A 26,149-nucleotide genomic window follows, 5' to 3' on the forward strand; every position below is an offset into this window, starting at 1 on the left:
GAAATATGGTCGCATCGTGACCATTGTTTTCTGAAGGTATGAATTACACCGGTCCGGGGGAGAACGCTTCATGCCGCACGCCCTCCTGCGCGTGCTCGCTTCGACGTCCATCGCAAGCGTCACGATCTTGGCGGCAGTGCCGCCGAGCGCCCAGGCCGAGACCCAGGTGCGAGCCCTGGCCCAGCAGGCGGTGAAGATCCGGCCCGTGCCCGCCGTGCAGGAGCCGCCGCCCGCCGCGGTGAGCGTCGCCACGCGGCCCTCGCTCGCGCTCCGGCCGGCCGGCACGGGGCGGGTCGGGCCGGAGGAGCCCGAGGTCACCACGCCCGCCGGGCCGCAACTGGTCAACGAGATCACCACCGAGGCCGCCTCCATCCAGGAGGAGCAGGGCCTCGGCAGGCAGGCGCCGGACGTGCGCGCCGTGCTGCCCGACACCGCGCGGGCCGCGACGCTGGCGCCGATCAAGCCGCTGGCCTCCGTCCTCAAGGCGTTCGACGGGCTGGGCAAGGTCCTGCCGGGGCTGACGTACCGGCTGTGCGTCGAGAGCGCGGCCGTGCCGGTCTCCTGCACGATCCAGCAGCCGGTCGGGACGCCGGTGGCCGCCGACGTCACCGGTGACGGCAAGCCCGACCTGGCCGCCGACCTGGTGCCCGCCGCCAACCCCGCGCAGGGGGCGGCCGGGCTGGGGTTCGGCGTCAAGAGGCTCTCGCGCGAGAGCCTCAGCGCGCGGGTCTGGGCGGAGTACGACGGCAAGGTGTCGGTCGGGTTCGACGGCCTGCGGCACGGCGCGTCGCTGTCGGCCTTCGACTGGGGGACGTTCAGCGTCGACCTGGCGGGCAGGCAGGTCAAGGCGAGCGTCAAGCGTACGGAACCGGGGAGTTCCGCGGCCGTGATCGCGGGGCTGGCCGGCCGCAGCGCGATGAGCCTGCGCCAGTCGCCCGCCACCGAGAAGCTCACGGTGACCGCCACGCTCGACTCGCCCTCCCTGGACGTCGCGGCCTCCGCGCCCGCCCGGGTGGAGGCGCTGGCCGTGACGGGCCGGCAGTTCACCGAGGCCGTGCTCGACCGGATGCCGTCCCGCGCCCGGGTGCGGCTGTCGGGCGGGCAGATCACCTTCACCAGCCCGTCCACGATCGCGCAGGCCCGGGTGCACCACTTCACCTACCGTGGCGGCAGGCTGGCCAAGGTGCTGAGCGCCGAGCTCAGGAAGGTGCCGCCGGCCCTGACCGCCAGGTACGCCGCCGCCAAGGGCAAGCAGACCCTGACCGTCGACGCCGGGAAGAGCAGGGCGGGGGCCGCCACGCTGCTCTACTTCGACCGCGCCGCGGCCAGGACGGTGCTCAAGGCGGAGCTGAGCGACCTGCCGGCCAGGCTGCGCCTGGTCAGCGACCCGGCCGCGCACCGCGTCAGGCAGTCGTCCAGCTCGCCCGTCGGCAGGTTCGCCGTGGTGCTGCAGCGCAACGGCGGAGCCGTCTCCACCCCGCGCGGCGGCCACGTCACCATGATCAAAAAGGGTGACGCGCTGGGCGTCTCGGGAGTGCTGTCGGGTCTGTCCGGGTTCGACGTCACGTACGGGGGCGTGCCGCACGCCCACCTGAGCGCGCGCGCCGGCGGCCACCCGTTCGTGGGCGCGGCCAGCATCGACGGCGTCCACCTGGCCAGGCTGGAGATCTCGAACACCCCCTCCACCGTGGACGTCACCCTCGACCCCGCCGGCCGCCGGGCCGTCTACCAGGCCAGCGGCGTCATCCGCGAGGTCCGCGCCGCCTACGCCGACCTCCGGTCGGGACCGACGATCGACGGCACCGTCATGGGCGTGCACGACGACGTGAAGGCGTCGTGGGAGCTGGGCGAGCGCTCGACCGTCAAGGTCACGACGTCCTCCAAGCTCCGGAAGGTGCAGGTGTACGCCAACAAGGCGTACGTGACCACCCGCTCCGGCGAGGACCTGCAGGCCATCGTCGAGGGAGTGCGCAGGAGCGCCGAACTGGTCGCCGACACGAAGGCCAGGACGCTCACCTGGAGCTCCGACGCGCCGGTCGCCACGGTCTCCGCCCTGGCCAGGGTCCGGCTCGGCGGCCGCGCGGTCAGGGCCGCCGCCGAGGTGAGCGGCGTCCCGGCGCGCTTCGACGCGTCCTGGGACCCGGCCGCGTACCGCTTCCGCGGCCTGTCAGGGCCGGTCGGGTCGGCGGAGCTGGCCTTCACCAACCACGACGGCGCCACGTCACCCACGGGGCCGCACCTGTCGGCGCACTACGACCAGGCCACCGGCGACCTCGACGCCAGCGTCCGGGTCAAGGGGCTCAGGCAGGTCGAGTTCGGCCCGTCGGGGCAGGGATTCACCGCCGACTTCCGCTCGGCCAGGCAGACCCTCGCCGTGGACGCCGACATGACGCAGGGCGACACCCGCTTCGGCCTGCTCGGCACCCTCGGCCCCGTGCCCGGCCACCTGGCCGTCACCGCCGCCGACGGCAAGCTCACCTACCAGGGCTCCCGGCTCGACGTGCGGGCCCGCGCCTGGCTCGGCAAGAGCGCGGCGCTCGGCCGCATGCGCGCCGCGCCGGCCGTGCCCGGCGGGATCTCGCTGGTGGACGGCGGGTGCGCGGCCGGGTCGCCCGGCTGCTCCCAGGGCGCCTTCTGCGTCCCCGGCCGCGGCTGCTTCGGCCTGCAGGGCTACGTGGACGTGACCGGGCTGCCCGACCAGGTCACCGTGGACCTGACCGGCCGGACGCTGGCGTTCTCCGGCTTCCGGCCGCGGCGCGGGACGCTTGGCGTGTACCTGGCGAGCAGCGTCCTGTCGCCGGTGCCGATCAAGGCCAGGGCCACCCTGACCGGGCTGCCGTCCAGGATCACCAGCATGTCGGTGGGGCCGTTCGGCGTCTCCCAGGGCAACGCGGTGCAGGCCGCGTACCGCATCGAGCCCGCCGCCACGCTCGGCTCGCTCGACCTGCTGGCCGAGTCGGGCGGCGTGCGCGGCCACGTGGCGATCGACCCCGTGCCGGCCTCGGTGTCCGTCCAGGGCACGTACGGCGCCCAGACCCGCATCCGCGTGAACAACTCCGCGGCCGTCAAGCGCCTGGACGCCAAGGTCACCATGGCCGGCAAGGGCACCGGCGAGCTGCGCTTCTCCGACGTGCCCGCCGTGTTCGGGGTGGACGCCGACGCCTCGGCCGCCGGGCTCAGCGTGCCGGCGCTCACGTACAAGTCGGACGTCAGCACGCTCGACGGCTATCTCGGCGTCGAGGGAGGGCTGATCGACCCCAAGGGCCGGCTCGGCGACGTGTCGCTCGCCGTCAGGAACCTGGCCGCCGACACCACCATCCGGCTCAACCCGGACCAGTCGCTCGACCTCGTCTCCCGTCCCGTGCCCACGGGCGCCGTCTCGCTGCACGCGGGGCTCAGGATGGACGCGGTCGCGGCCCAGCCCATCGCCGTCAGCAAGGAGGTCCCGTACACCAAGGGCTTCCTCAGCTACAACGTCACCGGGCGGTTCGGGCTCGGGCCGAGCGCGGTGAAGGACGTGTCGCTGCGGCTGCGGCGGGTGTCGTGGCTGCGCATCCGGCCCGGCAAGATCCCGTTCGGCCTGAAGGCGCCGCCCGCGCTCGGCTACGTCGCGCCCGGCTTCGAGGGCGACTACGGCCGGCTGACGATCGCCGCCAAGGGCGTGGACCTGCGGCCCCAGGTCTCCCTGGACGTGCGGCTGAGCCGGGAGGTCGGCAACGACGTCTTCCACGACACGGTACGGCTCAAGCCCATCCACGCGCTCGCCCTGCGCCGCTACGACCAGCGGATGCGGCGGATCGGGGCCAAGCAGGAGATCAAGGCGGCCGGGATCAGCTTGGCCTGCGTGACGGTGGACGCCAAACCCGGCTTCGCCGCCGGGGCCCGGGCCAACTCCATCACGCTGCGCGGCGCCGACGGGCCGCAGATGGTGTCGCTGCTGGATCCCGGAGGCCAGGTGCCGGACTACGCGGTGGACCTGCTGACGCACTTCATGAGCCCGTTCCCGGGGGCGGACTGGAAGGTCTCGAACGCCGAGGCCGGCGCCTGCGAACAGGACACCACCGCCGCTCCCACGCACCGCCCGGACTCCCGCTGACCCCTGCGGCGGGGGTCAGGGGAGGGAGGGGCCGAGCCGGAGGCGGACGCGGTCGCCGTGCTGCAGGGTCTCGCGCAGGGTCCACACCCGCTCGTCGACCACCGTGCCCTGGGCGGTCATGTAGCCGCCCATCCGGAGCACCGGCCGCCCCGTGTCGTCGCGCAGCAGCTGCGCGCGAGACTCCGAGTCGTCGCCGAACAGCACGAGGAAGTCCGCGGCGCCCGCCGGCGCGTCCAGCACCAGGCCGGGATAGAGGTGGGAGGAGGGGACATCTATCACGTGTTCGCTCATGCGGCGTCCCTACCCTGTCCTGACGCTCTCAGCTCGCGCCTGACAGGTCCTGCCCAGGGAGCGGTTGCCGGTGACCTTCGAGCAGTGCCACCGGCGCGCCACAGGTGATGTGCCGGCAGCCGCCCCCGATCCTCCCGGCCCTGATCGCTAGAGAGCGCCGAAGTCCACCACCAGTGTGGTGTGGCGCCTCCGCATGACCGTTCCCTCACCCGCTGCCACGTCGGGGTCCGGATAGGCCTTCACGTGGAGAGTGTCCATGCCCGGCCGGCCGGCCTCGTCCCAGGCCCGCAGGTGCCCGGCCAGCGCGGCGGCCAGCTCGGCGCCGCCCGTCCCGTGCCCCTGGGCCGCCAGCCCCCGGCCGGAGGGGTCCTGGCCGCGTGCCAGGTGCGAGCCCTCGGGCCCCAGCAGCGCGATGCCGTCGCCGTCCACCAGGCCGATGCTCATGCCGTACCCGCGGCCGAGCTTCCCGCTCAGGGCGCAGGCCCGGGGCTCGTGCAGCGCCAGCCACAGCATCGCGCTCGCGGCGTGCCGCGGCTCCATGCCCTCGACGGCGACCTCGACCGGCACGCTGTCGAGCGCGGCCAGCACGTCGCCGATCTCACGCCGCTCGGGCAGCGACAGCATCAGGTCGGGGTCCCTGCGCAGCACCACGACCTCCTCGGGCCCGGCGAACGGCCCGCGCATCCGCATGAACCCGCACGGCACCACCGACCGGCTCGCCCAGTGGTCGCCGTCGCGCTCCATCGCCACCGACGCCTGCGGCCCCAACAGATCGAGCGGCATCACCAGCCGCCCGCCGGGCGACAGCTGCGTGAGCCAGGCCGGGGCCGGCTCCCACACGCCGACCGTGGCGATCACCCGGTCGTACGGGGCCCGCGCGGCATGCCCCTCGGCGCCGTCACCGCACACCACCTCCACCTGCGACAGGCCCGCCTCGGACAGGTGCCGCCCGGCCCGCTCCACGAGGTCCTCGTCGAGGTCCACGCTCACCACGCGCCCGGACGGCCCCACGAGGCGGGCCAGCAGCGCCGCGTTGTAGCCGGTGCCCGTCCCGATCTCCAGCACCCGCTGCCCCGGCTCGACGCCGAGCTGGTCGACCATGGCCGCCATGATCGCGGGCTGCGACGACGAGCTGATCGGCCGGCCCGCGTCGTCGCGTTTGACGACGATGGGCTCGTCGCGGTAGGCGTCCTCGGGGGCGACGTCCGGCACGAACAGGTGGCGCGGCACGGCGAGCAGCGCGTCGGCCACCGGGTCGCTGATCTCCTGCCCCTGCCGCAGCAGCTCGACCATGGCCTGCCTGTGCTCCGCGAAGTCCATGGCGCTCATTCTGCACGCGCGCCACGAGGAAATCTGGGGAAAGTTGGCGCCAAGAAGGGTTGAGCCCGGGATCAGCGGGAAGGGCAGGCAATTCCTGAACGTCGACCGTGAGGAGGAGCCGTCGTGCTCACCCTGACAGCCAACGCAGCCCAGGCGATCCGCGATCTGACCGCGGCCACGCCCGAGCCTGCCCAGAGCGGGATCCGCATCTCGTCCCAGGGTGAGGGCTCGAGCTCGCTCACCCTTACCCTGGCCACCGCGCCGGAGCCGGCGGACGAGGTGGTCGAGACGGAAGGGGCGCGGGTCTACCTCGACCCGGTGGCCGCCACCGTCCTGGAGGACAAGTCCCTCGACGCCGGAGCCGACGACCAGGGGAGCGTGTCGTTCCTGGTCACGGAGCAGAGCGCGTGAGCGGGGCGCCCGCCGTGCCGGCCTCCGGCACGGCGGGCGCGCCCATCACCCTTCCGTTCAGTCCTCGGCGAGCAGCTTGTGCAGGTAACGCAGCTGCTCCTCCGACTGGAAGCCGCCGCCGCCCTCGTGGTTGTTCCAGGGCCACACGCTGATCTCCTTGGGCCCCTGCCAGTGGTTGTAGGCGGCGAACACCGTCGACGGCGGGCAGATGTCGTCCATCAGCGCCACGGAGTAGAGCGCCGGCACCCGGCCGCGGGCCGCGAAGTTCAGGCCGTCGAAGTAGGACAGCGTGCGGAACACCTGCTCGGCGCTGTCCCTTCGGGTGGCCAGGAACCGCACCAGCTCCTGGTACGGGTCCCGCCCGGTGATCTCGACGGCCCGCCGGAAGTGGGTCAGGAACGGCACGTCGATGAGCGCGGCCTTGACCGACGGGTGCAGCGCGGCCGTGGCCTGCGCGATGCCGCCGCCCTGGCTGCCGCCCGAGACGACGACCTGGTTCGCGTCGACCGCCGGGTGCGCGAGCGCGGCGTCCACGGCCCTGACGGCGTCGGTGAAGACCCGCCGGTAGTAGTAGTCGTCCGGGTCCAGGATGCCGCGGGTCATCATGCCGGGCGCCTGCGGCCCCGCGCTGCCGTGCGGGTCGCCCGTGGCGCCGGGGCTGCCGGGGTTGGCGCCGCCGTGGCCGCGCGTCTCCATCACGAACACCGCGTATCCGGCGGCGGGCCAGAACAGGTGGTCCTTGGGGAAGCCGCGCCCGCCGCTGTAGCCGATGTAGTGCATCACGCACGGCACGGGGCTCTCCAAGCCACGCGGCACCAGGAACCACCCGTTGATCCGGTGCCCGCCCCAGCCCGTGAACGAGACGTCGAAGACGTCCACGGAGGCGAAGGGCAGGTCGTACGGGACGTACTCGGCACGCAGGTCGGCCGCCCGCGCCTCGTCCAAGGTGCGGGTCCAGAACTCGTCGAAGTCGGCGGGCTCGTCGCGGTCGGGGAGGTAGCCGCGGAGTTGGTCGAGCGGCAGGTCGAACAGTGGCACGAAGACTCCAGCCTGTAGGGGACGCCCCAATTTCATCGGGTCACACTGGGAGCCATTTCATCGCATCGAGTCGGAAAGCGCTATCCGTCTTCCGGCGCCCTGGACGCGCCTGCGACTGCGCAATGGCCTGGGCCTGCGCGAGCTGCGATTACCCTCAGTAGTGGAGAAGTGCCACTATGTCATAGGAAAAAATCATGCGCACACTTTTGCTGGCCGCCGTGGCCGTCGCCGCCCTGGGGGGCTGCGCCGGCGCGCCCACGGACACCGCAGCCCTCGCGCCGCCTACCGGATCCCAGCCGTCGGAGCAGGACCGGGCCTGGATGCGGGCCATCCACGAGGGCAACCTGGCCGAGATGCAGGCGGGCCAGCTGGCGCAGGGCAAGGGCGGCACCGCCCAGATCAGGGCGGTCGGCAAGATGCTCGTCGTGGACCACACCGAGCTCGACACCAAGGTCACCAGGACGGCCACGAAGCTCGGCATCCAGCTCCCGGGCTCCCCGAACGCCGAGCAGCGCGCCCAGGTGCTCCGGCTGCAGGACGCGACGGGCATGGACTTCGACCAGGAGTTCCTCGGCAGCATGACCACCTCGCACAAGCGGGCCGTGGCCGCCACGAAGGCGGAACTGGCCAACGGCTCGTCGCCGCAGGTGCTGGCGCTGGCCAAGGCGGCGCTGCCGGCGCTGGAGAGGCACCTGTCGGCGCTGGAGGAGGCGAGCGCGGCCGGCTCGTCGCCGGGCGGGTCGCCCGCGCCTCATACGCCCACGTCGCCCGCGCCCCGGACGCCCGCGCCGCCCACGTCGCCGATGTCACCGATGACCCCGACGGGTCATGAGTAGAGCTCGATCTCGTTGAGCATGCTGCACCTCCGGCCGATCTCCGCGTCGCACCCGGAGGTCGGCTCCGTGACGATCTTGACGTGCCGGCCGGTCGCGCTGAACTCGGTGTAGCGCAGCGCGTGGTCCGTCCTGCCGGTGATCGTGACCACCGGATCGCCCCACGTGCGGCCGTCCTTGGAGACGTACACGCGGGCGTCGGCCGCGTGCCCCGGGCGCAGGCTGAGCCCGATGCGGGTGAAGGCGTGCGGCCGGTCGAAGTGCAGCACGTAGTGGCCGCGGCCGGTGGCGACGGCGCTGGACCAGTAGCCGGTGCTGCCGTCGAAGGCCGCGGCGGGACGCGATCGCGGCCGGCCGGTCCAGCGCATGTCGGTCTCGACGCGCAGCTTGCCGCTTCGGCGCATCGCGGCCAGGTCCAGCAGGCCGGGTCCCGGCCCGGCGATGGTGAAGAGCCGGCGCTTGACCGCGTACCAGCCGCCGTTCTCGAACCGTCCGTGCGCCGGGCAGGCCGTCTCGTTGAGCCGCCCGTCGGGGCGGGTGCCGGGCAGCTTGCAGTTGTCGAACACCTGGATCAGCGTGTGCGGGCCCAGGGCGGCGATGCCGGTGTAGCCGGACGAGCCGTGCGTGTCCCAGATGCCGTCGCGGTTGTGGTAGGTCACCTGCGGCCACTCCCACGCGTCGCCGAGCCCGTCGAGGGAGACGGCGAGCCAGTTGTCCGGTCGCCCGGCGCTGAGCACCAGCACGCCGCCGGGGGTCAGCAGCAGCCGCGGCGCGACGCCGCGTACCACGCAGTCCTGGCCCGCGAAGCGCAGGTCGGCGACCGGCGACCAGGTGCGCCCGCCGTCGAGGGAGCGGCTCTGGTGCAGCGTGGAGAACGGGCCGCCGTCGCGGCGCAGCACGGCCAGCAGGCTGCCGTCCAGCGTCTGCTCGACGGCCGCCTCGTTGTAGACGAACTCCCCGGAGGGCCGCGCGATCACGCCGCGCCGCTCGAACGTGCGGCCGCCGTCCCGGCTGGCGTACACCTCGGCCTGGTACGTCCCCGTATCGGCGTAGCGGGCGTAGACCGTGATGAGGATCGTGCCGTCGGCGAGCTGGACCGGCACCCCGTGCGCGGCGCCGCCGGGCAGCAGCTCGCCCGGCGTGGACAGGGTGGCCTCCGAGCGCACCCAGCTCTCGCCGTCCTCCGGCGATCGGGTGGTGAGCACGCCGAGCCGGGCCGTGTGCGGCCCTGTGCGCTGGAGGTAGTACTCGGTGGCGAAGAGGCGCCCGTCGAGCAGTTCGATGGGCGCCTCGCGCAGCGGCGTCCGGCGCGCCGGGCCGAACGTGCGCCCGCCGTCGCCGGAGACCGCCGCCGCGTTGGTGAGGGTGACGACCTCGTCCACGTTCGTGGTGTAGGTGGTGATCACCTTCTGGCGCGGCGCGCCGCGCCGCCCCACGACGTCGAGCACCGCCACGTTGGGGAAGCCCGCGAAGTCGAGCCGTTCGGCCGCCGTCGGCTCCCGGCCGGCCGGCGGGGGAAGGGGATGGATCCAGTCCAGTGAGGAAGCACTATCGATCGGGTTAGCCTCGCTCGTGTCGGACTGATCCGGTAGCCGGCAGTAATCGGTTTCGGCCCGCGCCGCGCCAGGCCAGGCGGGGGCCACCGCGGCCACCGACAAGGCCATGACCATGGATCTTGTCACCGGCATCGTCCCGTATCTCCCCCCATCGCCCCCCGCTAACGGAACCGTACGGCCTTTAGCTGATCGACGCTCCGTAACACGCCCTTCACCGGCGGGAAGTCGCCGCTTCCCACCTGCGCGAGAACCCATCCATGCCATCTTGGTTAAGTGACAGTTGACAGAAAAGCCCTCCATGACGACTATCAGGGCGGCACTATTAAGTGTCAATTTACGTAGGGCCGCAGAAGGCCTGGGTCGGGAGGTGGCCCAAGATGAGCATCGAGCCGAGGGCGAGAGTCGCCCCAGAGCGAGTGCTGCCGGGTCCGGTGCCCCTGGCGCCGGAGAGCGCCGCCCAGCAACGGGTGGTCCAGCGGATCTGCGACAGGGTGGCGCCGGACGGCGTGGACGTCGGGGTCGGCGAGGTCCCGCCCGGCGGCCTGCAAGTGTGGATCGACACGCCGGCACCGGTGGGGGAGCAGGAGTCCTGGGTCCTGTACCACCGCATGGCCCGCGAGGTCGCCCTGGTCGGCTGGCACTGCGAGGCCGACGCCGACCGCCTGCTGGTGCTCGGGTGGAGCGCCGCCTGCCTGCACAACCGCGTACGCCTGCTCCAGAGCGGGCTGCGCAGGCTGACCGACTTCGAGGCGACCGCGCAGCGGGCCGTGCAGCTCGACGGGCAGAGCCCGGACCAGCCGGCCCCGCAGGTGGTGGCCACCGTGTGCGCCTCCATCGAGCGCCGGCTGCGCTGGCCCCAGCGGCTGGCCGAGCTGGACGGGTTCGAGCGCAGCTCGGGCCTGGCGCACCTGCAACTGCTCCTCGCCCAGGTGATCGGCCTGGAGGCCAAGGTCAGGGCGGCCTGCGAGGAGCACCTCGTCATGGCGCGGGTCCTCGCCAGAGCCGTCTGCGAGCAGTACGCCCGCCACTCCGACCTGTCCCGCGCCCGGCGGGACGTGCTGGTGGAATCGCGCCGATGGGTGCACGCCAGCTCCATGATCCGCGGCTCGGCCGGCGCCCGGCCGAGCACCGGCGGTCACGGCCGTCCCCACATGGGGCTGGCCGAGCGCCGCATCGCCGCGAGCGTCATCAACCACGGCGTGCCGCGGGCCACCCCTGCGGCCGTCGCTCCGCTGGTCGACCACCTCGACCACGCGGAGGGGCGCGCGCTGATCCCAGATCCGCTCAACGGCGAGCGGTAGCCCGGAGAAAACCCCGTACGAGTCCGGTAGGAGAGCCCCCGTCATGCGAACCCCCCCGCACCTGCCCGCCAGAACCAGGCGTGACCCCCGAGACACCGCCGACACCCCCAGAGCGCGCCGGCACCCGTACGGCCGGCACGAGGTCCCCGTGCAGGCGGCGCCGCGCGGGACCCGCGACCTCCCCGACGTCGTCCCCGCCGACCTCCACGAGCCCGACGTGTTCGTCGAGCAGCGGCTGCTCGGCATCAGGGAGATGTCCAACCAGGCCATCGGCTCCATCGACGACCTGCTCCAGCACACCGCGTAAGTCGAAAGAGGAGAGACATGCAGGAACTTGAAAGACTGGAGCTCAGGTCGCACGACGTCGGCGGCCACCACCCGCGCTCCGTGGCCGGGGTCGACACGCCGCGCAGCCTCGGCGAGGTGCGCGCGCTCGTCCGGCAGGCCACCGCCTCCCGGCGCCGCCTCTACCCGATCAGCACCGGCAGGAACTGGGGCATGGGCTCGGCCGTGCCGGTCACCGACGACAACCTGGTCGTTGACCTGAGCGGCATGAACCGCATCCGCAGCCTCGACCTGGACAGCGGCTACGCGGTCATCGAGCCCGGAGTCACCCAGGCCCAGCTGGCCGAGGTGCTGCGCGACACCCCGTGGATGCTGAACGTCACCGCCTCCTGCGCCGACACCTCCGTCGTCGGCAACGCGCTCGACCGCGGCGACGGCTGCGTCCGCTCCCGCGTCCACGACGTGGCCGGGATCGAGGCCGTGCTCGCCGACGGCAGCGTGGTCACCACCGGCGGGCTCGACCCGGCGGGGCGCTACCACGGCCGCGTCGCGGGGCCCGACCTGACGCCCGCGTTCGTCCAGCACAACCTGGGCATCGTCACCGCCATGGCGGTCGCGCTGGTGCCGCGCCCGCAGACCATCGCCCTGGTGCACGGCCGGTTCCCTCGCGACCAGGTCGGCAGCACGGTCGGCGCCATGACCGGCTTCCTGCGCCGTGGCAACCCGGCCGACGGGTTCCTGCGCGTACGCGAGCTGTCGCTCGTGCCGGACCACGGCGACTGGACCCTGCCGGCGGGCGTCGACCCGACGCGGTTCGCCGTCCTCGGGCCGCTCATGGGCAGCGACGCCACCGTCGAGCTGGCCGAGGAGCTGCTGCGCAAGTCGCTCGTCGAGGTCGAGGGCGCCGAGGCGCTGCGCGTGGTCGACGCGGCCGAGGTGCCGGCCGGCGACCCGCTCTACCCCCGGGCGCTCATGGCCCAGGGCATCCCCACCTGCCTCGGCGTGCGCAACGCGCTCGGCGTGCCCTCCTGCGAGCAGATCGACGCGGGCCGGCACGGCTTCCTGGCGCTGATGCCGCTCATGCCCCTGCACGCGCGCAGGACCGAGCAGATCCTGGCCGCGCTCCAGACGGCCGTGGACGCCCACACCACCGCCCTCATGGTCGAGTGGAACCTCGTCAGCAGGCACATGGCCAACGGCGTCATCCAGATCTTCTTCGACCGGGACGCGCCGGACGCCGTCCACCGCGCCCACCAGCTCCGCAACGACGGCAACTGCCTGCTGCGCGGCCACGGATGCGCCATCTACCGCTCCGACATCGACCACGCCGCCGCCGACGTCTGGTCCGAGACCAGCACCGCCAGCCTCGGCATGCTGCACCGGCTCAAGACCGCCCTCGACCCGGACGGCCTGCTCTCTCCCGGCCGGTACGGCGCCTGACAACCGATCATTCCGGGTCCAGAACTGATGGCTTGAACTCATAGCTTGGAGGTGACCACGTGCGTTCGTCACCAGCGCGGGGGACGAGCACCGTAGACCGCCGGCACGCCGTGATGCTGCGGCTGGTCGGGGCGGGTGTCATGTTGACGGTGATGGCCGACACCACGGCCACCACCCTGGCGGTCGGCGTCCTGCGGTACACACCCGCCGGCGCCGGCATGCCGCTCGGCGACCTGGTCTGGCTCACCAGCGCGGCGTTCATCCCGATCGCGGCGCTGCTGGCCACCGCCGGCCGCTGGGCCGACCTGTGCGGCCGGCGCCGGGTGCTGGCCGTCGGGCTCGTGGTGTTCGTGCTGGGCGGGATCGCCACCGTCATGGTGGACTCCTGGTCGTACGTCCTGGCGGCGCGGGCCGTGCAGGGCGCGGGCGCCGCGGCGATGATCCCGGCCAGCCTCGGGCTGCTGCTCGGAGAGCTGCCGGAGTCGCAGCGGCGCGGCGCGATCGCGCTGTGGAGCTCGGCCTCCGGGCTGGGCTGCCTGCTCATGCAGGCGGGCGGCGGCTGGCTGGCCGCCGCGGTCGGCTGGCGGGCGCTGTTCATCCCGGACGTCGTGATCGGCGTCGCGCTCCTGGTCGCCTGCGCCGGGCTGCCGTCCGGCAAGCGGGCCGGCACGAAGGGAGTGCCCGACATGCTGGGCGCCTGGCTGCTCGCCGCCGGCATCGCCGTCATCGTGCTGGCCATCTCCAAGGCCATGGCCTGGGGCATGGACGTGGTGTGGCTGGCGCTGGCCGCGCTGGCCCTGCTGGGCGGCGCGCTCGCGCAGGCCAGGCACCACCGCCTGCCCGCCATCGACCTGGCGCTGTGGCGGCGCCCCAGGTTCGTCTGGGGCTGGCTGGCCACCTGGGGCTTCGGAGCGCTGTCGTACGGGCTGCTCACCGTGCAGCCGCTCTACCTGCTCCACCTCGGCTACCCCATGCTGGAGGTGGCCATGTGGCTCACGCCCACCTCGGTGGCGGTCGTCGTGACGAGCTTCCTGGCCGGCCGGCTGGTCAAGCGGGTCGGCGCGTACGGCCTGATCTACGCCGGCTCGCTGCTGTGCGGCGGCGCCTGCGTGATCGTGCTCACCCAGGTGGGGCCCACCGTGTGGGGCCTGGTCGCCAGCGTCGTGGTCGGCGTCGGCGTCGGCGCGCTCGCGCCCGGCACCTCGGTCGCCACCACCCTGACCGCCCGCCCCCACCAGTACGCCTCCGCCGTCGGCGCGGCCACCATGGCCCGCATGGTCGGCGGGGCCGTCGGCGTGGCCGTCGTGTCGGTCGTCATCGACCACCCGTTCATGACCGGCCCGTTCGCGGGACTGGCCGGCGCGCTGGCGCTGTGCGTGGCCATCTCGGTGCTGATGGGCGCCCTGGCCCTCACCAAGATCACCAGACTGAAGACCGACCCGGGCGACGTCATGGTGAAGGTGCCGCGCCGGATGCTGCTGGAGCTGCGCATGACCCTCGCCACCGTGGCGGCCGAGGCCGACGCGCTGCTGCCCGTCGAGACCCGCACGCCCCCCATGGGGCCCGGGATGAGTCCCGCCACGGGAAGCGTGCCGCAGCCGAGGGCGGCCGAGCCGGGTCCGCTCGCCTCCACCCACGGGCACTCGAACTAGAACAACCATGGAAAGGCTCTCGTCATGGCAACCACATCGTGCGACGTAGCCATCGTCGGCGCCGGGCTCGGCGGCTGCTTCCTGGCCCTGCTGCTGGGCCGCCGCGGACAGCGCGTCGTCGTCATCGAGCAGGGACCTTCGATCCCCAGCGCGGGCGCTGACTTCCTCAAGCCTCCAGGGCTGCGCGTGCTGGCCCGGCACGGGCTGGCCGACTTCGTCGGGCGCCATGGCCTCAGGCGCGACCTGATCCGCTACTACCACGACGGCGACCCCATCCAGGAGTGCCGCTTCCCGGACGGCGGCTTCCTCATCCGCCCCTACCAGGAGCTGGTCGAGCTCATCTACACGTGCTGCGCCATGGAGGGCGTCGAGTTCTGCTTCGACGCGAGCATCGACGACATCACGATGGGCGAGGACCGCGTCGAGGAGCTGGCGCTGTCGAACGGGCAGCGGCTGCGGGCCGGCGTCGTCATCGGCGCCGACGGCACGAAGTCGGCCGTGCGCCGGGCGCTCGCCATCGAGCAGCGCACGATGCCGTACGAGCGGCTGCTGATGCGGGTGGCCACCGTGCCGCTGACCGCCAGCATCGCCCAGCTCAACCGGCTCTACTTCAGCTCGGAGGGCTGGCTGGCCTACTTCTACCCGATCAACGCGGAGCAGGCCAGGGTGTTCGTCGGCCTGCCGCCGGAGGACGACAAGGAGATCTTCCAGGACGGCATCCCCGCGCTGCTGGACGAGCTGAAGAAGTTCGTCACCGACAGTTCCGACGCCTTCGACTCGCTCCAGCCGGCGGCCTGGCAGCGGATCAAGGTCTCCTCGCTGCGGGTGGAGGCCTACCACAAGGGCAACGCGGCGCTGCTGGGCTCGGCCGCGTTCGCCTGCCACCCCATGACCGGCATGGGGATGAGCTACACGCTGCACGACGCGGAGATCCTGGCCGACGTCATCTGCGCGGCGGGCGGCGACGACGAGCTGCTCGACCGGCTGCTGTCGGCCCGGTACGAGCCCCGCAGGGAGGCCCACCGGGCGCTGATCGACTACGGCGACGCCCTGGCCGCCACCTTCCGCGACCGGGACGCCTACCTCGCGGCCTTCCGCGCGGATCTGCACATCTACGGCGACGCCGCCGCGCCGGCCGCGTGGGCGGCTCCTCGGTAAATGAGGGGTAGGGCCAGCACTACCACAGGGATGGGTGGCTCCAGGAGTTCGCATAGACTCCGCCGCAGCGATGCTGATGGGTATTCGCGTCGGAACTCACCAGCATCGGAGACAAATCGTGACTGTGGTGGAAACAGCCCGGGCGTCGGGAGAGCGGGGCAGCGACTTCGCGAAGTTGTCGCGCCGTGTCGCCCAGGCGGGGCTGCTGGACAAGCGCCCAGGCTATTACACGGCCAGGATCGGCCTCGTCGCCGGCCTGTTCGCCGGGAGCTGGGCGCTGTTCGCCGCGGTCGGCGACTCCTGGTGGCAGGTGCTCGTGGCGGTGCTGCTCGCCGTGGCGTTCGCCCAGGTGACGCTGCTGGCCCACGATCTGGCGCACGGCCAGATCTGCCGTTCGCGGCGCACGTCGCGGATCGCCGGGCTGCTGGTGGGCAACCTGGCGATCGGCCTCGGCTACGGCTGGTGGATGGACAAGCACACCCGCCACCACGCGAACCCCAACCACGAGGACCACGATCCCGACGTCTCGCCCGAGGTGCTGCTCTGGTCCGACAACCAGGCCGGCGCGGCTCGCGGGCTGTCCCGCTTCATCGGGCGGTGGCAGGCGTTCCTGTTCTTCCCGCTGCTCACCCTGGAGGCGCTGAACCTGAAGGTGGCCAGCTTCCGAGGGCTGCGTCGCGAGTCGCTCAAGAACCGGAAGGCCGAGGGGCTGCTGCTGGTCGCGCACAACGTGGCGTACCTGGGCGGGGTGTTCCTGGTGCTCTCGCCGGGCAAGGCGCTGGTGTTCCTCGCCGTGCACCTGGCGTGTTACGGCATCTACCTGGGCTGCACGTTCGCGCCCAACCACAAGGGCATGCCGGTGCTCACCGCGGAAGACGAGCTGGACTACCTCCGCCGCCAGGTCCTGACCTCCAGGAACGTGCGGGGCGGGCATCTGATCAACACCGCCCTGGGCGGCCTCAACTATCAGATCGAGCACCACCTGTTCCCCAGCATGCCCTCCGCGAACCTGCGCAGGGCGCAGCCCATCGTCCGCGAGTACTGCGAGTCGATCGGCGTGGACTACGCCGAATGCGGCCTGGTCGCTTCGTGGACGCAGGCCATGCGCCATCTGCACGAGGTCGGACGGCCGCTCCGCGTTGGTAGGGTTTAACGCGAAATATTTGCATCTGAACGGGTGGGATAGGTGGAGGTCGAACAAACAGCACTGCCGGGGATCGGGTTGAGACACGACTTCACCACCCGCAAGGGACAGCGGGTCGGCGTCGTCTCACACCGCACCGGCCGCCGGGACCTGGTGATCTACGACGCCGAGGATCCCGACTCCGTGTGCCATGTCGTCAAGCTCAACGACGAGGAGGCCGACGCGCTGGCCGAGCTCCTCGGCGCACCCCGCATCGTGCAGCGGCTCAACCAGCTGCACCAGCAGGTCGAGGGCCTCGTCAGCGTGCAGCTGATCATCCCGGCGGGCTCCCCCTACGCCGGACGCCCCATGGGCGACGCTCGCGTGCGGACCCGTACCAGCGCCTCCATCGTCGCCGTCGTGCGCTCCGGGCAGGTCTTCGCCAGCCCGGGGCCGGACTTCGTGTTCAGGGAAGCCGACATCGTGGTCGTCGTCGGCAGCGAGGACAGCACCGCCGAGGTGGCCGGCATCCTGGCGGACGGGTAGGGCCGCGGGTGCACGATACCGCGATCCTCTTTCTCGAATTCGGTGCGGTCCTCCTGGGTCTTGGAGTCCTGGGCGCTTTCGCGCTGCGCGTCGGCATCTCGCCCATCCCCCTCTATCTGATCGCCGGCCTCGCTTTCGGGACCGGCGGCGTGCTCCCCCTCGCCACCAGCGAGGAGTTCATCTCCGTAGGCGCGGAGCTCGGCGTGGTCCTGCTGCTGCTGACGCTGGGCCTGGAGTACAACGCCGACGAGCTGGTGACCAGCCTCACGAGCAACGCCCGCGCCGGCATCGTCGACCTCGTGCTCAACGCCGCCCCCGGCGCGATCTGCGCATTACTCCTCGGCTGGGGGCCGGTGGCGGCGGTGGCCATGGCGGGCGTCACCTACGCCACCTCCTCGGGCATCACCGCCAAGGTGCTGTCCGACCTGGGGTGGATCGGTAACCGGGAGACGCCGACGGTCCTGTCGCTGCTGGTGTTCGAAGACCTGACGATGGCGGTCTATCTGCCGATCCTCACGACCATCCTGGCCGGGCTGAGCCTGGTGAACGGGGCCATCGCGGTAGGGGTCGCGCTCCTGACCGTGAGCGTGGTGCTCGTCGTGGCCCTGAAGTTCGGGCGCTTCATCGAGGCGTTCGTCTCCAGCCCGAACAACGAGGTCCTGCTGCTCAAGGTGGTCGGGCTGGCCGCCCTGGTGGCCGGCCTCGCCCAGCAGCTGCAGGTGTCGGCCGCGGTCGGCGCGTTCCTCGTCGGGATCGCGCTGTCCGGCCAGCTCGCCGAGGACGCCCACGCGCTGCTCGCGCCCCTGCGTGACCTGTTCGCGGCGGTGTTCTTCGTGTTCTTCGGGTTCCAGACCGACCCGGCCAAGATCCTGCCGGTGGCCGGGCTGGCCGCGCTGCTGGCCCTGGTCAGCATGGTGACCAAGCTCCTGACCGGCGCGTACGCCGCCAGGAGGGCGGGCATCGCCAAGGCCGGCCAGGCGCGGGCGGGCATCGCGCTCATCCCGCGCGGCGAGTTCAACATCGTCATCGCCGGGCTGGCGGTGGGCGCGGGCGCCCATCCCGACCTCGGTGCGCTGGCCGCGGCGTACGTGCTCATCCTGGCGGCTTTCGGGCCCCTGGCGGCCAAGCTGGTGCAGCCGCTCATCACGGCCATCGCGAAGCGGGCCTGATCCGCTAGCTTGTTCGCATGGCACAGCCCACCGAGAAGACGATCTGGTCCACCGACTGGGACAGCACGGAGATCTCCGGCGAGAGCCACCGCCGGGTGCTGTTCCAGGACGTGGACATGACCGAGCTGGTCGACCGCGGGTGCTCCTTCGAGGAGTGCCACTTCAGCAACGTGCGCTTCAACGTGTCGGTGCACGAGGGGGCCCGCTTCCTCGGCTGCACGTTCACGCGCTGCTCGTTCTTCGACGCCACGTTCGACGGGTGCAAGCTGACGGGCAGCGTGTTCGACGGCTGCACGTACGGGCTTCTCAAGGTCGAGGGCGGCGACTGGTCCTACACCGGCCTGAGCCATGCCGACCTGCGGGGCAGCGCCTTCCGCGGCACCCGGCTACGGGAGGCCGACCTCGCGGGGGCCCGGCTGGAGGGCTCCGAGCTGCGCCGGGCCGACCTGTCGGGGGCGTCGCTGCGCGGCGCCGACCTGACGCGGTGCGACCTGCGCGGCAGCGACCTGAGCACCCTCGACCCGCACGCCGTCACGCTCAAGGGCGCGGTCATCGACCCGTTCCAGGCGACGGTCGTGGCCACGGCGCTGGGCCTGGACGTGCGCGAATAGTCCCGCCGGCCGGTTAGTCCCGCCGGCCGGCGCAAGGGGCGGTCAGCCGGCGCCGGGGACGGTGACGTTCTGCTCCTTGAACCCGAAGCCGCTCTTCGTCGCGCTGTTCCGCAGGTTGTCCATGGCCGCCTTGCTGGCGTTGAGGTCGGCCGGCGTGGCGTTGCCGCCCTTCAGCTTGCCGGTCAGGGCGGAGAAGCTGTTGCTGACCGCGGCGACCCCCTTGCACAGCGTCGGGTTGGCCTCGGCGAAGTTCTTGGCGACCTTCAGCTCGTGCAGGGCGAAGAGACCCGCCACCGCCGCCTTGGCGAACGTCCGCTTGCGCTTCTCCGCCCCCTCCCGGAAGCCGCCGCTGCGCAGGGGCTTGTAGATGTAGCGGTGGAAGGCGCCCAGCGCGAGACCGGCGTGCAGCGCGAAGCGGGTCTTGGCGAACCGCCTGGTGTTGCCCGCCGTCGGGCAGGCTGTGCCGCCCGTGGCGCCCGGCGTCGGCTGGGCTAGCGTCGGCTGGGCTAGCGTCGGCTGGGCGGGCGCCGGCTGGTCGCCGGGGCCCTGGGCGGCCTCCGGCGCCTGGCTCGCGGGCGTCAGGCCGGCGGTCGTGCCGCCGCCGCAGCCGGTGACCAGCGTCACGGCCAGCAGGGCCGCGGCGGTGCGAGCGCTGACGGACCGGAAACGGAGTGTGTCGTGCACGGTGCATCCTCGGCGGTGTCGCAGGGCAGGGCCCGGCGCCCACGCCGAGGGAGAAACTTGCCGCCCCGGGCAGGGGTTAAGCCGGGCTTTGCCGCATCCGGGCGATCCCAGCACCCCGGCCGGCCGATCTCTTGGCGCCCGGCTGACCGTCGCCCCCGGCGGCCCCCGCTTCACGGCGGCTCAGCACAGAGCCATCGCCGTCGCCCGCCTCATGGGCGGCTCAGCACAGCGCCATCGCCGTCCCCCGCCTTAGGGCGGCTCAGCACAGTGCCATCGCCGTCTGCCAGACGCCCGGCAGCGCCGCCAGCACGAGGTCGCCCCGCCGGCGGCGGTCCCTGCGCGTCTCGGCGCCCAGGTCGGCCAGCAACTCGCGGAAGGCGTCCTCGTAGCCGGACTCGCCGGCCGCCGCCCGCTTGGCCAGGCAGCGCGAGTAGGTGGCCACCAGCCAGAAGACCGCCTCCCTGTGCAGCCCCCGGGCGATCAGCTCCCGGGTGCCGTCGATGGCGACGGGCCGCGCGAGCGGGGTGATGTCGGAGTCGAAGCGGTACGACGGCACCCGCACGCCGGCCGTCGCGTCGAACACCTTCTCCAGGGCGGCCAGATGCCGCTCGACCCGGGCGACGCTCATGTCGGCGCAGCCGAGCAGGTCGAGCAGGCTCTCGTGGAAGTCGAGCCGCCCGTGCTCGGCCAGCAGGTCGCGCACGGCCACGTAGCGGCGGCGGATCGTGGGGTTGCGCAGCGCGGCGACCAGCAGCACGTGCGTGGTCACCCCCGTGCCGAACAGCCACGAGTTGACCTGGTCGGGCAGCGGCGCGCGCTCGTCGATGCCGTTGATCAGCCCGCGCACCCGGTCCATGGCGTCGGTGCACCGGGCCAGGATCCAGGGCCGCTCGGCGAAGTCGCGCGAGACCACCCGCTGGATCTCGGTCAGCCGCCCGGACGGGTCGGCCAGCACGCACGGGAGGTGGAAGCTGCCGGCCAGGTGGTAGTCGCTCAGCACGTCGTGCGTCGAGCCGAGCCTGGCGAGGGAGGAGACCTCCAGCAAGATCCCCTCGTAGCGGAACTTGCCCAGGTTGGCGGGCTGGTCGGCGACCACCATGACGTCCACGTCGGAGGTCGCGGCGAGCTCCGCGCCCGGGTCGGCCCACAGGGCCGACCCGGTCAGGAACGCGCCCTGGAAACCCGGCAGCGCGGCGCCCTCGTCACGCACCCACTGCCTGGCGATCTGCCTGGCCTGCTCAATCCGCATCCACTTCCTCCCGATCCGGGCCGCGGCGCGCGGTCCGGATCAGGACGAGCGCGCCCAGCACGACAAGCACCGCCAGCCCGCCCCAGATCCAGCCGGGAACGCCCGCGGACGTCGCGGACCGCTCCGCGGCCGCCGCGGCGGACCCTGCCGCGGTGGGCGCCGCGGCGGACTCGGCCGCCTGGGGCGGGGTGTTCGCCGCCGGCCCCTCGCCGGTGGACGAGGACGAGACCGATGGAGAAGCTGATCCTTTCACGCTGAAGGGGATTTCGCCCTCAATGGGATGCCCGTCGGACGAGACGACACGCCAGGCGATGACGTACGAACCGGGCGCGAGCGGCTGGGGCACGTCGGTGAGCACCTTCGGACCGGCGAGCCGCGGCTTGCCCAGCGGGATCTCCTGGCCGGCCGCGTCGTGCAGGACGACGAACGGGAACTTGACGCTGGCGGAGTATTCGAGCTCGATCTCCTGGACCGAGTCGACCTGCGCGTCCTTGGCGGGCGAGCTGCTCTTGAGCGAGTCGTGGGCGAGCGCGGGCGAGGCCGTGAACAGCAGGAACAGGGCGCAGGCGAAGGCCGCCCCGAGAATGCGGCGTGGCGAGAAAGCCATAGTGGTCTCCATAACGATCTTCCGGGCGGCGCGCGTGGCGCCGTCCGGACACAGGCAGAGGGTACGCGCCCCGGAGGGCGGGCCGGAGGACACGGGCGTCAGCCCGCATGTCCTGGCCCGGCGGGCGGGCCTCGCCTGGTGATCGCGCCGGGGACGGACCTCCCGGCGTACGCGGGGACGGTGAAGGCGGCCGGGGCCGGCCCCGGCGCGGCGACCTCGATCGGGGCGGCGACGGGGAGCGGGATGAGCGGCGGCGGCGCGCCGTACAGGTGGATGACGAGCCACAGCGCGCGCTCGCCCCGGTGCAGCCACCACGCCGTCAGCGCCGCCGCCGTGAGATGGACCAGCGCCATGCCGGCGGTGGGAGCGGCCGCGGCGTGCCCGTGCGCCATCGAAGGTGCCGAGGCGGGCGCGAGCCGGTCGAAGAGCTGGTGCAGCACCATCTGCGTGCTCACGGTCGCCGTCAGCACCGCCGCGGGGCCGCGTTCGCGCCCGTCGATCAGGTAGGCCAGCCCGAGCGCCGCCAGCACGCCGGCCAGGTAGACCTCGAACGGCACGAGCCCGCCGCCCGCCAGCGCGTGCCCGGCCGCCGACACGGCGCCGCAGACCGTCGCGAACACGACGGCCCTCGCGAGGCGGAGCGCGGACGAGGCGGAGGGCACGCTGCCATTCTCCCCGATGCTCCGGAGGAAGTCTCACTTTCCGGAGGACCCCGCCCCCGTCGAGGAGATGGCCCGATGAGGGACCTTTTTCACCGGCTCTTTCCGCGCACGGGAGATTCGGGTGCGGCGTGGCGTTGTGGACTGGCTGGTGGCGACTGCGAGCATCGGTACTGATCTTGATCGACCTGCTCGCCGGCAGGAAGAAAGGAACGGTACATGTTCACGCCCGGCTCCCGGACCCCAGCCACTCCCATCCGGCCCAAGGCTCGTCACACGACGAAGAGGGCGATGTACGGCACCGTTTCCCTGGCCCTGGCCGCCACCCTGATCCCGGCGGCGAGCGAGGACGAGGCCGCCGGCCCGGACGGCGTGCGCGCGCGGCCCACCGCCACACCGGCCGCCACGCCCACCCCGACACCCACCCCGACCCCGACCCTGTCAGCCACGCCCTCCGCCACGCCGACCCCGGAACCGTCCACCCCGGCTCCGAGCGAGTCGGCCACGCCGGAGCCCAGCACGCGCGACCTCGTCGGCGAGCTCTTCAGGGACGGCGTGGACGAGGCCGGCCGGTGCAACCCGCACGTCTTCTTCAAGGTCCACCGGCTCTCGCCGCGCAACTTCTTCCTGCCCCGCACCCGCTACATCGACGGCCCCGGCGGCACCATGACCGTCTCGGTGACCAGGGAGCACGAGATCCGCGCCTTCCTGGAGACGGAGAACGAGCGGCAGTGGTCGATCACCCACAAGTTCACCACGAAGGACCTGGTCCGCCAGTTCCGCAAGATGGGGATCCCGCACCTGGAGGAGCGGCACATGGTCTACACCGGGCACGAGTACACGCGCGAGGTCTCCAAGGGCAAGTACGGCAACATGTGGTACCGGGTCTTCGGCTACCGCATCGGCTGGTCCGCCTGGTCGCAGCTCGGCACGTGCCGCGACGTCCGGGTCGCCCGCGGCATCGCGAACGTGCCGGCCAGGGTCGAGGGGTGGCGTTACTGGGAGACCGACCGCCCGATGTTCAAGGGACGCCCGATCTCCGACAAGTGACGGGACCGCCCAGGGCGTACCCGCGGTTGGGGCAGCGCCGCGAGCGTGGGAGACTGCTGGTGGCGCGGCCGTTCCGGGGGCGGCGCGCGCGAGAACGCAGCCCACGGACAGAGACGAAGGATGGCGAATCCCCCCTCGATTCGGGTGCTTCTGGTGGAGGACCACGCCATGGTCGCCGAGGCCATCGGCCTGGCGCTCGGCCGGGTGCCCGGTTTCGAGGTGGTGGCCCAGACGGGGACGGTCGCCGGGGCGGTGGCCGAGACCGGCCGGTTCCAGCCCGACGTCGTCGTGCTCGACCGCCGCCTGCCCGACGGCGACGGGATCGCGGCCATCGGCAGGCTCGCCGCGGTGGCGCCCGGCGCGCGGGTGCTGGTGCTGACCGGAGAGGCGACCGCGTCCGTGGCGGCCAGGGTGGTGGCGGCCGGGGGCGCCGGGCTGGTGGTGAAGTCGTCCCGGCTGGGCGAGCTCGAATCGGCGGTGCGCGAGGTCGCGGCGGGCGGGGTGGTGTTCGCGGCGGGCCTGCTGCCCGGGGTGCTCGACCGTTTGACCGGCCGGGCGGGGCACCTGGGCTCCGCGCTGACGGCCCGCGAGCGCGAGACGCTGCTGCTCCTGGCCGAGGGTGCCAGCACGGCCGAGATCAGCGAACGGCTCGGCGTGGCCCGCAACACGGCACGTAACCACGTCCAGCACGTCCTGGAGAAGCTGGGAGCCAGGTCCAAGCTCGAAGCGGTGGCACTCGCCCGCCGCGACGGGCTGCTCGACTGACGCATTTGCACCATGCCGCGTCCCACAGGCGTACCAGGCGGGTTGGGGCGGCTGCGTCTCGTGAGCGGCCGCCGGGCTCCCCGAAAGTAGAAGAATGGTCAGCAAGGAGGCGGGGCCGTACCAGGTGGACACGCCCCTTCCCAAGGAGATCGGCAGCATCACGGCGGCGCGGGGGATCGCCCGCAGGGTCCTGACCGAGTGCGGCTACCAGGGGCATCACGAGGATGTCCTGCTGGTGGTGTCCGAGCTGGTGACGAACGCGCTCGTGCACGGCGACGGGCCGCCGTCCCTGCGGATGCGGGGCAGCGCGTCGAAGGTGCGCATCGAGGTGAGTGACGAGGGGGAGCGGCTGCCCGAGCCGCGCGAGCCGGGCCCCGCGAACGGCTGGGGGCTGCACGTCGTCAGGCTGCTGTCCACCGGCTGGGGCATCTCGCCGCGCGACGGCGGGAAAGTGGTGTGGTGCGAGCTGGCGGCCCGTCTAGCACCGCTCCAGGCGGCCCCCCGCGAGTCCTGAAACACGGGGCCAGGTTTGGGACCTGCCGCGATGTCGTGCAAAGCTGCGGTATGGCCGTCGATGACCTCCCTCAAGAGGACATGAGGTTGCTCATCCAGAGCATCCGCGATTACGCCATCTTCATGCTCGACCCCCACGGCAGGATCATCAGCTGGAACGCCGGGGCCCAGCGCATCAAGGGTTACGCCGCCGAAGAGATCATCGGCACCCACTTCTCCGTGTTCTACCCACCCCATGAGGTTGCGGCCGGCAAGCCCGCCATGGAGTTGCGGGCGGCCGCGGCCGACGGCCGCTGGGAGGAGGAGGGCTGGCGGGTGCGCAAGGACGGCACCAGGTTCTGGGCCAGCGTGGTCATCACCGCCCTGTACGACGAGCGCGGCGAGCTGCGGGGATTCGGCAAGGTGACGCGCGACCTGACCGAGCGGCGCAGCCTGGCGAGGGCGCTCGACGAGCGTGGCCTGCTGCTCGCCCACCTCGTCCAGGCCCAGGAGCGCGAGCGCCGCCGCATCGCCTCCGACGTGCACGACGACACCATCCAGTCCATGGTCGCGGTCGGCATGCGGCTGCGCGCCCTGGGGGACAGGCTGCCGGAGGAGCACGCCGCCGCCGTCCGCTCGCTGGACGAGGTCGTCGAGGCCGCCGTGGCGCGGCTGCGCGACCTGGCCTTCCGGTTACGCCCGCCGGGCGACGGGCTGCTGGAAGGGCTCGCCGCGTACCTGGAGCGGGAGATGTCGGGCATGGCGTACGAGCTGGAGCACGACCTGCCCGACGAGCCGCCCGCCGAGGCGGCGATCACCGTCTTCCGCATCTGCCAGGAGGCCCTGACGAACGTGCGCAAGCACGCCGGGGCGCACACCGTCAGCGTGCGGCTGGCCTCCCGGGACGGCGGCGTGCACGTGCGCGTGCGCGACGACGGCAGCGGGATCGCCGGCCGGGAGAGCAGGGACGGGCACTACGGGCTGATGGAGATGCGCGAGCGGGCCGAGACGGCGGGCGGATGGTGGGGCATCCGCGGCGCGCCCGGCGAGGGCACGACCGTGGAGTTCTGGGTGCCCGCCGTCGCGCGCTCGCAGTCGTGAGCCCCTGCCCGCCCGTTACCCGCCCGGTCGTCCTAAGCGCCTGACTCTGCGCCCGCTCCTGCGCCCGGCCATGTCCACGAGCTGATCTCCGGGACGTCCTCGCCGTGCTCCCGCGTGTACGCGCGGGCGCGCAGCCGCGCGTCGCTCATCCGCTGGCGCAGGTGCGCCTGGGTGGCGCCCAGGCCGGGCACGCGGTCGATGACGTCCATGACCAGGTGGTAGCGGTCGATGTCGTTGAGCATGGCCATGTCGAACGGCGTGGTCGTGGTGCCCTCCTCCTGGTAGCCGCGCACGTGGATGTCGGCGTGGTTGCGGCGGCGGTAGGTGAGCTGGTGGATCAGCGACGGGTAGCCGTGGAAGTCGAAGATGACGGGCTTGTCGGGGGTGAACAGGGCGTCGAACTCGGCGTCCGGCATGCCGTGCGGGTGCTTCGACGGCGGCTGGAGCCGCATCAGGTCCACCACGTTGATGACGCGTACCTTGAGCTCGGGCAGGTGCTCGCGCAGGATCGCCGCCGCCGCGAGCGTCTCCATGGTCGGCACGTCGCCCGCGCAGGCCAGCACCACGTCGGGCTCGGTGCCGTCGTCGGTGGAGGCCCAGGGCAGGATGCCGAGCCCGCGGGTGCAGTGGGCGACGGCGTCGTCCATGGTGAACAGGTCGAGGATCGGCTGCTTGCCCGCCACGACGACGTTGACGTAGTCGCGGGAGCGCA

25 protein-coding genes are annotated in these 26,149 nt (G+C 72.6%); 16 read left to right on the top strand and 9 right to left on the bottom strand.

Features of this window, described 5'->3' with window-relative positions; all coding sequences use genetic code 11:
• Positions 1–70 precede the first annotated feature (70 nt).
• Positions 71–4,096 carry a hypothetical protein gene (locus FH608_RS38390; RefSeq protein WP_139635298.1) on the top strand — a complete coding sequence of 1,342 codons (4,026 nt, stop codon included), beginning with the start codon at positions 71–73 and terminating at the stop codon, positions 4,094–4,096.
• Positions 4,097–4,111: 15 nt separating this feature from the next.
• On the opposite strand, the gene FH608_RS38395 is transcribed toward FH608_RS38390, so the two are convergent.
• Entirely contained in the window at positions 4,112–4,387 is a 276-nt protein-coding gene (locus tag FH608_RS38395) for a hypothetical protein (protein ID WP_139635299.1), read from the bottom strand.
• 147 nt (positions 4,388–4,534) lie between these two features.
• The gene (gene fxlM / locus FH608_RS38400) at positions 4,535–5,707 is read right to left on the bottom strand and encodes a methyltransferase, FxLD system (protein ID WP_193318858.1); all 1,173 of its coding nucleotides are present in this window, start codon (positions 5,705–5,707) and stop codon (positions 4,535–4,537) included.
• 123 nt (positions 5,708–5,830) lie between these two features.
• Here fxlM and FH608_RS38405 point away from each other — a divergent pair, with 123 nt between their 5' ends.
• Positions 5,831–6,118 carry a HesB/IscA family protein gene (locus FH608_RS38405; protein WP_139635301.1) on the top strand — a complete coding sequence of 96 codons (288 nt, stop codon included), beginning with the start codon at positions 5,831–5,833 and terminating at the stop codon, positions 6,116–6,118.
• Positions 6,119–6,175: 57 nt separating this feature from the next.
• On the opposite strand, the gene FH608_RS38410 is transcribed toward FH608_RS38405, so the two are convergent.
• Positions 6,176–7,156, bottom strand: a complete 981-nt coding sequence (locus tag FH608_RS38410) for an acetylxylan esterase (protein WP_139635302.1) — start codon at positions 7,154–7,156, stop codon at positions 6,176–6,178.
• A 194-nt stretch (positions 7,157–7,350) separates the two neighbouring features.
• On the opposite strand from FH608_RS38410, the gene FH608_RS38415 reads away from it, so the two are divergent.
• Positions 7,351–7,992 carry a DUF4142 domain-containing protein gene (locus tag FH608_RS38415; RefSeq protein WP_139635303.1) on the top strand — a complete coding sequence of 214 codons (642 nt, stop codon included), beginning with the start codon at positions 7,351–7,353 and terminating at the stop codon, positions 7,990–7,992.
• On the opposite strand, the gene FH608_RS38420 is transcribed toward FH608_RS38415, so the two are convergent.
• Positions 7,983–9,653, bottom strand: coding sequence for an exo-alpha-sialidase (locus tag FH608_RS38420; RefSeq protein WP_193318859.1), 1,671 nt, complete (start codon positions 9,651–9,653; stop codon positions 7,983–7,985). The two genes, FH608_RS38415 and FH608_RS38420, sit on opposite strands and share 10 nt — an antisense overlap.
• Before the next feature lie 269 nt (positions 9,654–9,922).
• On the opposite strand from FH608_RS38420, the gene FH608_RS38425 reads away from it, so the two are divergent.
• The 9 genes from FH608_RS38425 (at position 9,923) to FH608_RS38465 (ending at position 18,830) form a co-directional block, all read left to right on the top strand.
• Positions 9,923–10,846, top strand: a complete 924-nt coding sequence (locus FH608_RS38425; RefSeq protein ID WP_139635305.1) for a hypothetical protein — start codon at positions 9,923–9,925, stop codon at positions 10,844–10,846.
• Positions 10,847–10,889: 43 nt separating this feature from the next.
• A complete protein-coding gene (locus FH608_RS38430; protein ID WP_139635306.1) occupies positions 10,890–11,153 on the top strand; it encodes a hypothetical protein in 264 nt (87 codons plus the stop codon).
• Positions 11,154–11,170: 17 nt separating this feature from the next.
• Complete coding sequence (locus tag FH608_RS38435; protein WP_139635307.1) at positions 11,171–12,571, top strand: FAD-binding oxidoreductase; 1,401 nt, start codon at positions 11,171–11,173, stop codon at positions 12,569–12,571.
• Between the two features lie 59 nt (positions 12,572–12,630).
• Positions 12,631–14,223 carry an MFS transporter gene (locus FH608_RS38440; RefSeq protein WP_139635308.1) on the top strand — a complete coding sequence of 531 codons (1,593 nt, stop codon included), beginning with the start codon at positions 12,631–12,633 and terminating at the stop codon, positions 14,221–14,223.
• 24 nt (positions 14,224–14,247) lie between these two features.
• On the top strand, positions 14,248–15,381 hold the full coding sequence (locus FH608_RS38445; protein WP_139635309.1) for an FAD-dependent monooxygenase: 1,134 nt from the start codon (positions 14,248–14,250) through the stop codon (positions 15,379–15,381).
• A gap of 118 nt (positions 15,382–15,499) precedes the next feature.
• Positions 15,500–16,534: a fatty acid desaturase family protein gene (locus FH608_RS38450; RefSeq protein ID WP_226900267.1), complete on the top strand. Its 1,035-nt coding sequence runs from the start codon at positions 15,500–15,502 to the stop codon at positions 16,532–16,534.
• A 33-nt stretch (positions 16,535–16,567) separates the two neighbouring features.
• Positions 16,568–17,050, top strand: a complete 483-nt coding sequence (locus FH608_RS38455) for a cation:proton antiporter regulatory subunit (protein WP_139635311.1) — start codon at positions 16,568–16,570, stop codon at positions 17,048–17,050.
• An 8-nt stretch (positions 17,051–17,058) separates the two neighbouring features.
• Positions 17,059–18,219: a cation:proton antiporter gene (locus FH608_RS38460; protein ID WP_139635312.1), complete on the top strand. Its 1,161-nt coding sequence runs from the start codon at positions 17,059–17,061 to the stop codon at positions 18,217–18,219.
• Positions 18,220–18,236: 17 nt separating this feature from the next.
• Entirely contained in the window at positions 18,237–18,830 is a 594-nt protein-coding gene (locus FH608_RS38465) for a pentapeptide repeat-containing protein (protein ID WP_139635313.1), read from the top strand.
• Positions 18,831–18,872: 42 nt separating this feature from the next.
• On the opposite strand, the gene FH608_RS51890 is transcribed toward FH608_RS38465, so the two are convergent.
• The 4 genes from FH608_RS51890 to FH608_RS38485 form a co-directional block, all read right to left on the bottom strand.
• A complete protein-coding gene (locus FH608_RS51890; protein ID WP_193318860.1) occupies positions 18,873–19,514 on the bottom strand; it encodes a hypothetical protein in 642 nt (213 codons plus the stop codon).
• A gap of 259 nt (positions 19,515–19,773) precedes the next feature.
• Positions 19,774–20,763 (bottom strand): hypothetical protein, encoded by a 990-nt coding sequence (locus FH608_RS38475; protein ID WP_139635314.1) that lies wholly within the window; start codon positions 20,761–20,763, stop codon positions 19,774–19,776.
• Positions 20,753–21,370 carry a copper resistance CopC family protein gene (locus tag FH608_RS38480; protein ID WP_193318861.1) on the bottom strand — a complete coding sequence of 206 codons (618 nt, stop codon included), beginning with the start codon at positions 21,368–21,370 and terminating at the stop codon, positions 20,753–20,755. The genes FH608_RS38475 and FH608_RS38480 overlap by 11 nt, the downstream gene beginning before the upstream one ends.
• Before the next feature lie 98 nt (positions 21,371–21,468).
• A complete protein-coding gene (locus FH608_RS38485) occupies positions 21,469–22,032 on the bottom strand; it encodes a hypothetical protein (RefSeq protein ID WP_139635316.1) in 564 nt (187 codons plus the stop codon).
• A gap of 288 nt (positions 22,033–22,320) precedes the next feature.
• On the opposite strand from FH608_RS38485, the gene FH608_RS38490 reads away from it, so the two are divergent.
• The 4 genes from FH608_RS38490 to FH608_RS38505 all read left to right on the top strand — a co-directional run bounded on the left by FH608_RS38490 (position 22,321) and on the right by FH608_RS38505 (position 25,437).
• Positions 22,321–23,079, top strand: coding sequence for a hypothetical protein (locus FH608_RS38490; protein WP_139635317.1), 759 nt, complete (start codon positions 22,321–22,323; stop codon positions 23,077–23,079).
• Between the two features lie 153 nt (positions 23,080–23,232).
• Complete coding sequence (locus tag FH608_RS38495) at positions 23,233–23,844, top strand: response regulator transcription factor (RefSeq protein WP_263008755.1); 612 nt, start codon at positions 23,233–23,235, stop codon at positions 23,842–23,844.
• Between the two features lie 94 nt (positions 23,845–23,938).
• Positions 23,939–24,358: an ATP-binding protein gene (locus FH608_RS38500; RefSeq protein ID WP_139635319.1), complete on the top strand. Its 420-nt coding sequence runs from the start codon at positions 23,939–23,941 to the stop codon at positions 24,356–24,358.
• An 80-nt stretch (positions 24,359–24,438) separates the two neighbouring features.
• Positions 24,439–25,437, top strand: coding sequence for a PAS domain-containing sensor histidine kinase (locus FH608_RS38505; RefSeq protein WP_226900268.1), 999 nt, complete (start codon positions 24,439–24,441; stop codon positions 25,435–25,437).
• Between the two features lie 32 nt (positions 25,438–25,469).
• Here the strand turns inward: FH608_RS38505 and FH608_RS38510 are convergent.
• A partial coding sequence (locus FH608_RS38510; RefSeq protein WP_455430075.1) for a phosphoketolase family protein occupies positions 25,470–26,149 on the bottom strand: 680 nt, incomplete at its 5' end.

The organism is Nonomuraea phyllanthi (assembly GCF_006334985.2).
Classification (GTDB): domain Bacteria; phylum Actinomycetota; class Actinomycetes; order Streptosporangiales; family Streptosporangiaceae; genus Nonomuraea; species Nonomuraea phyllanthi.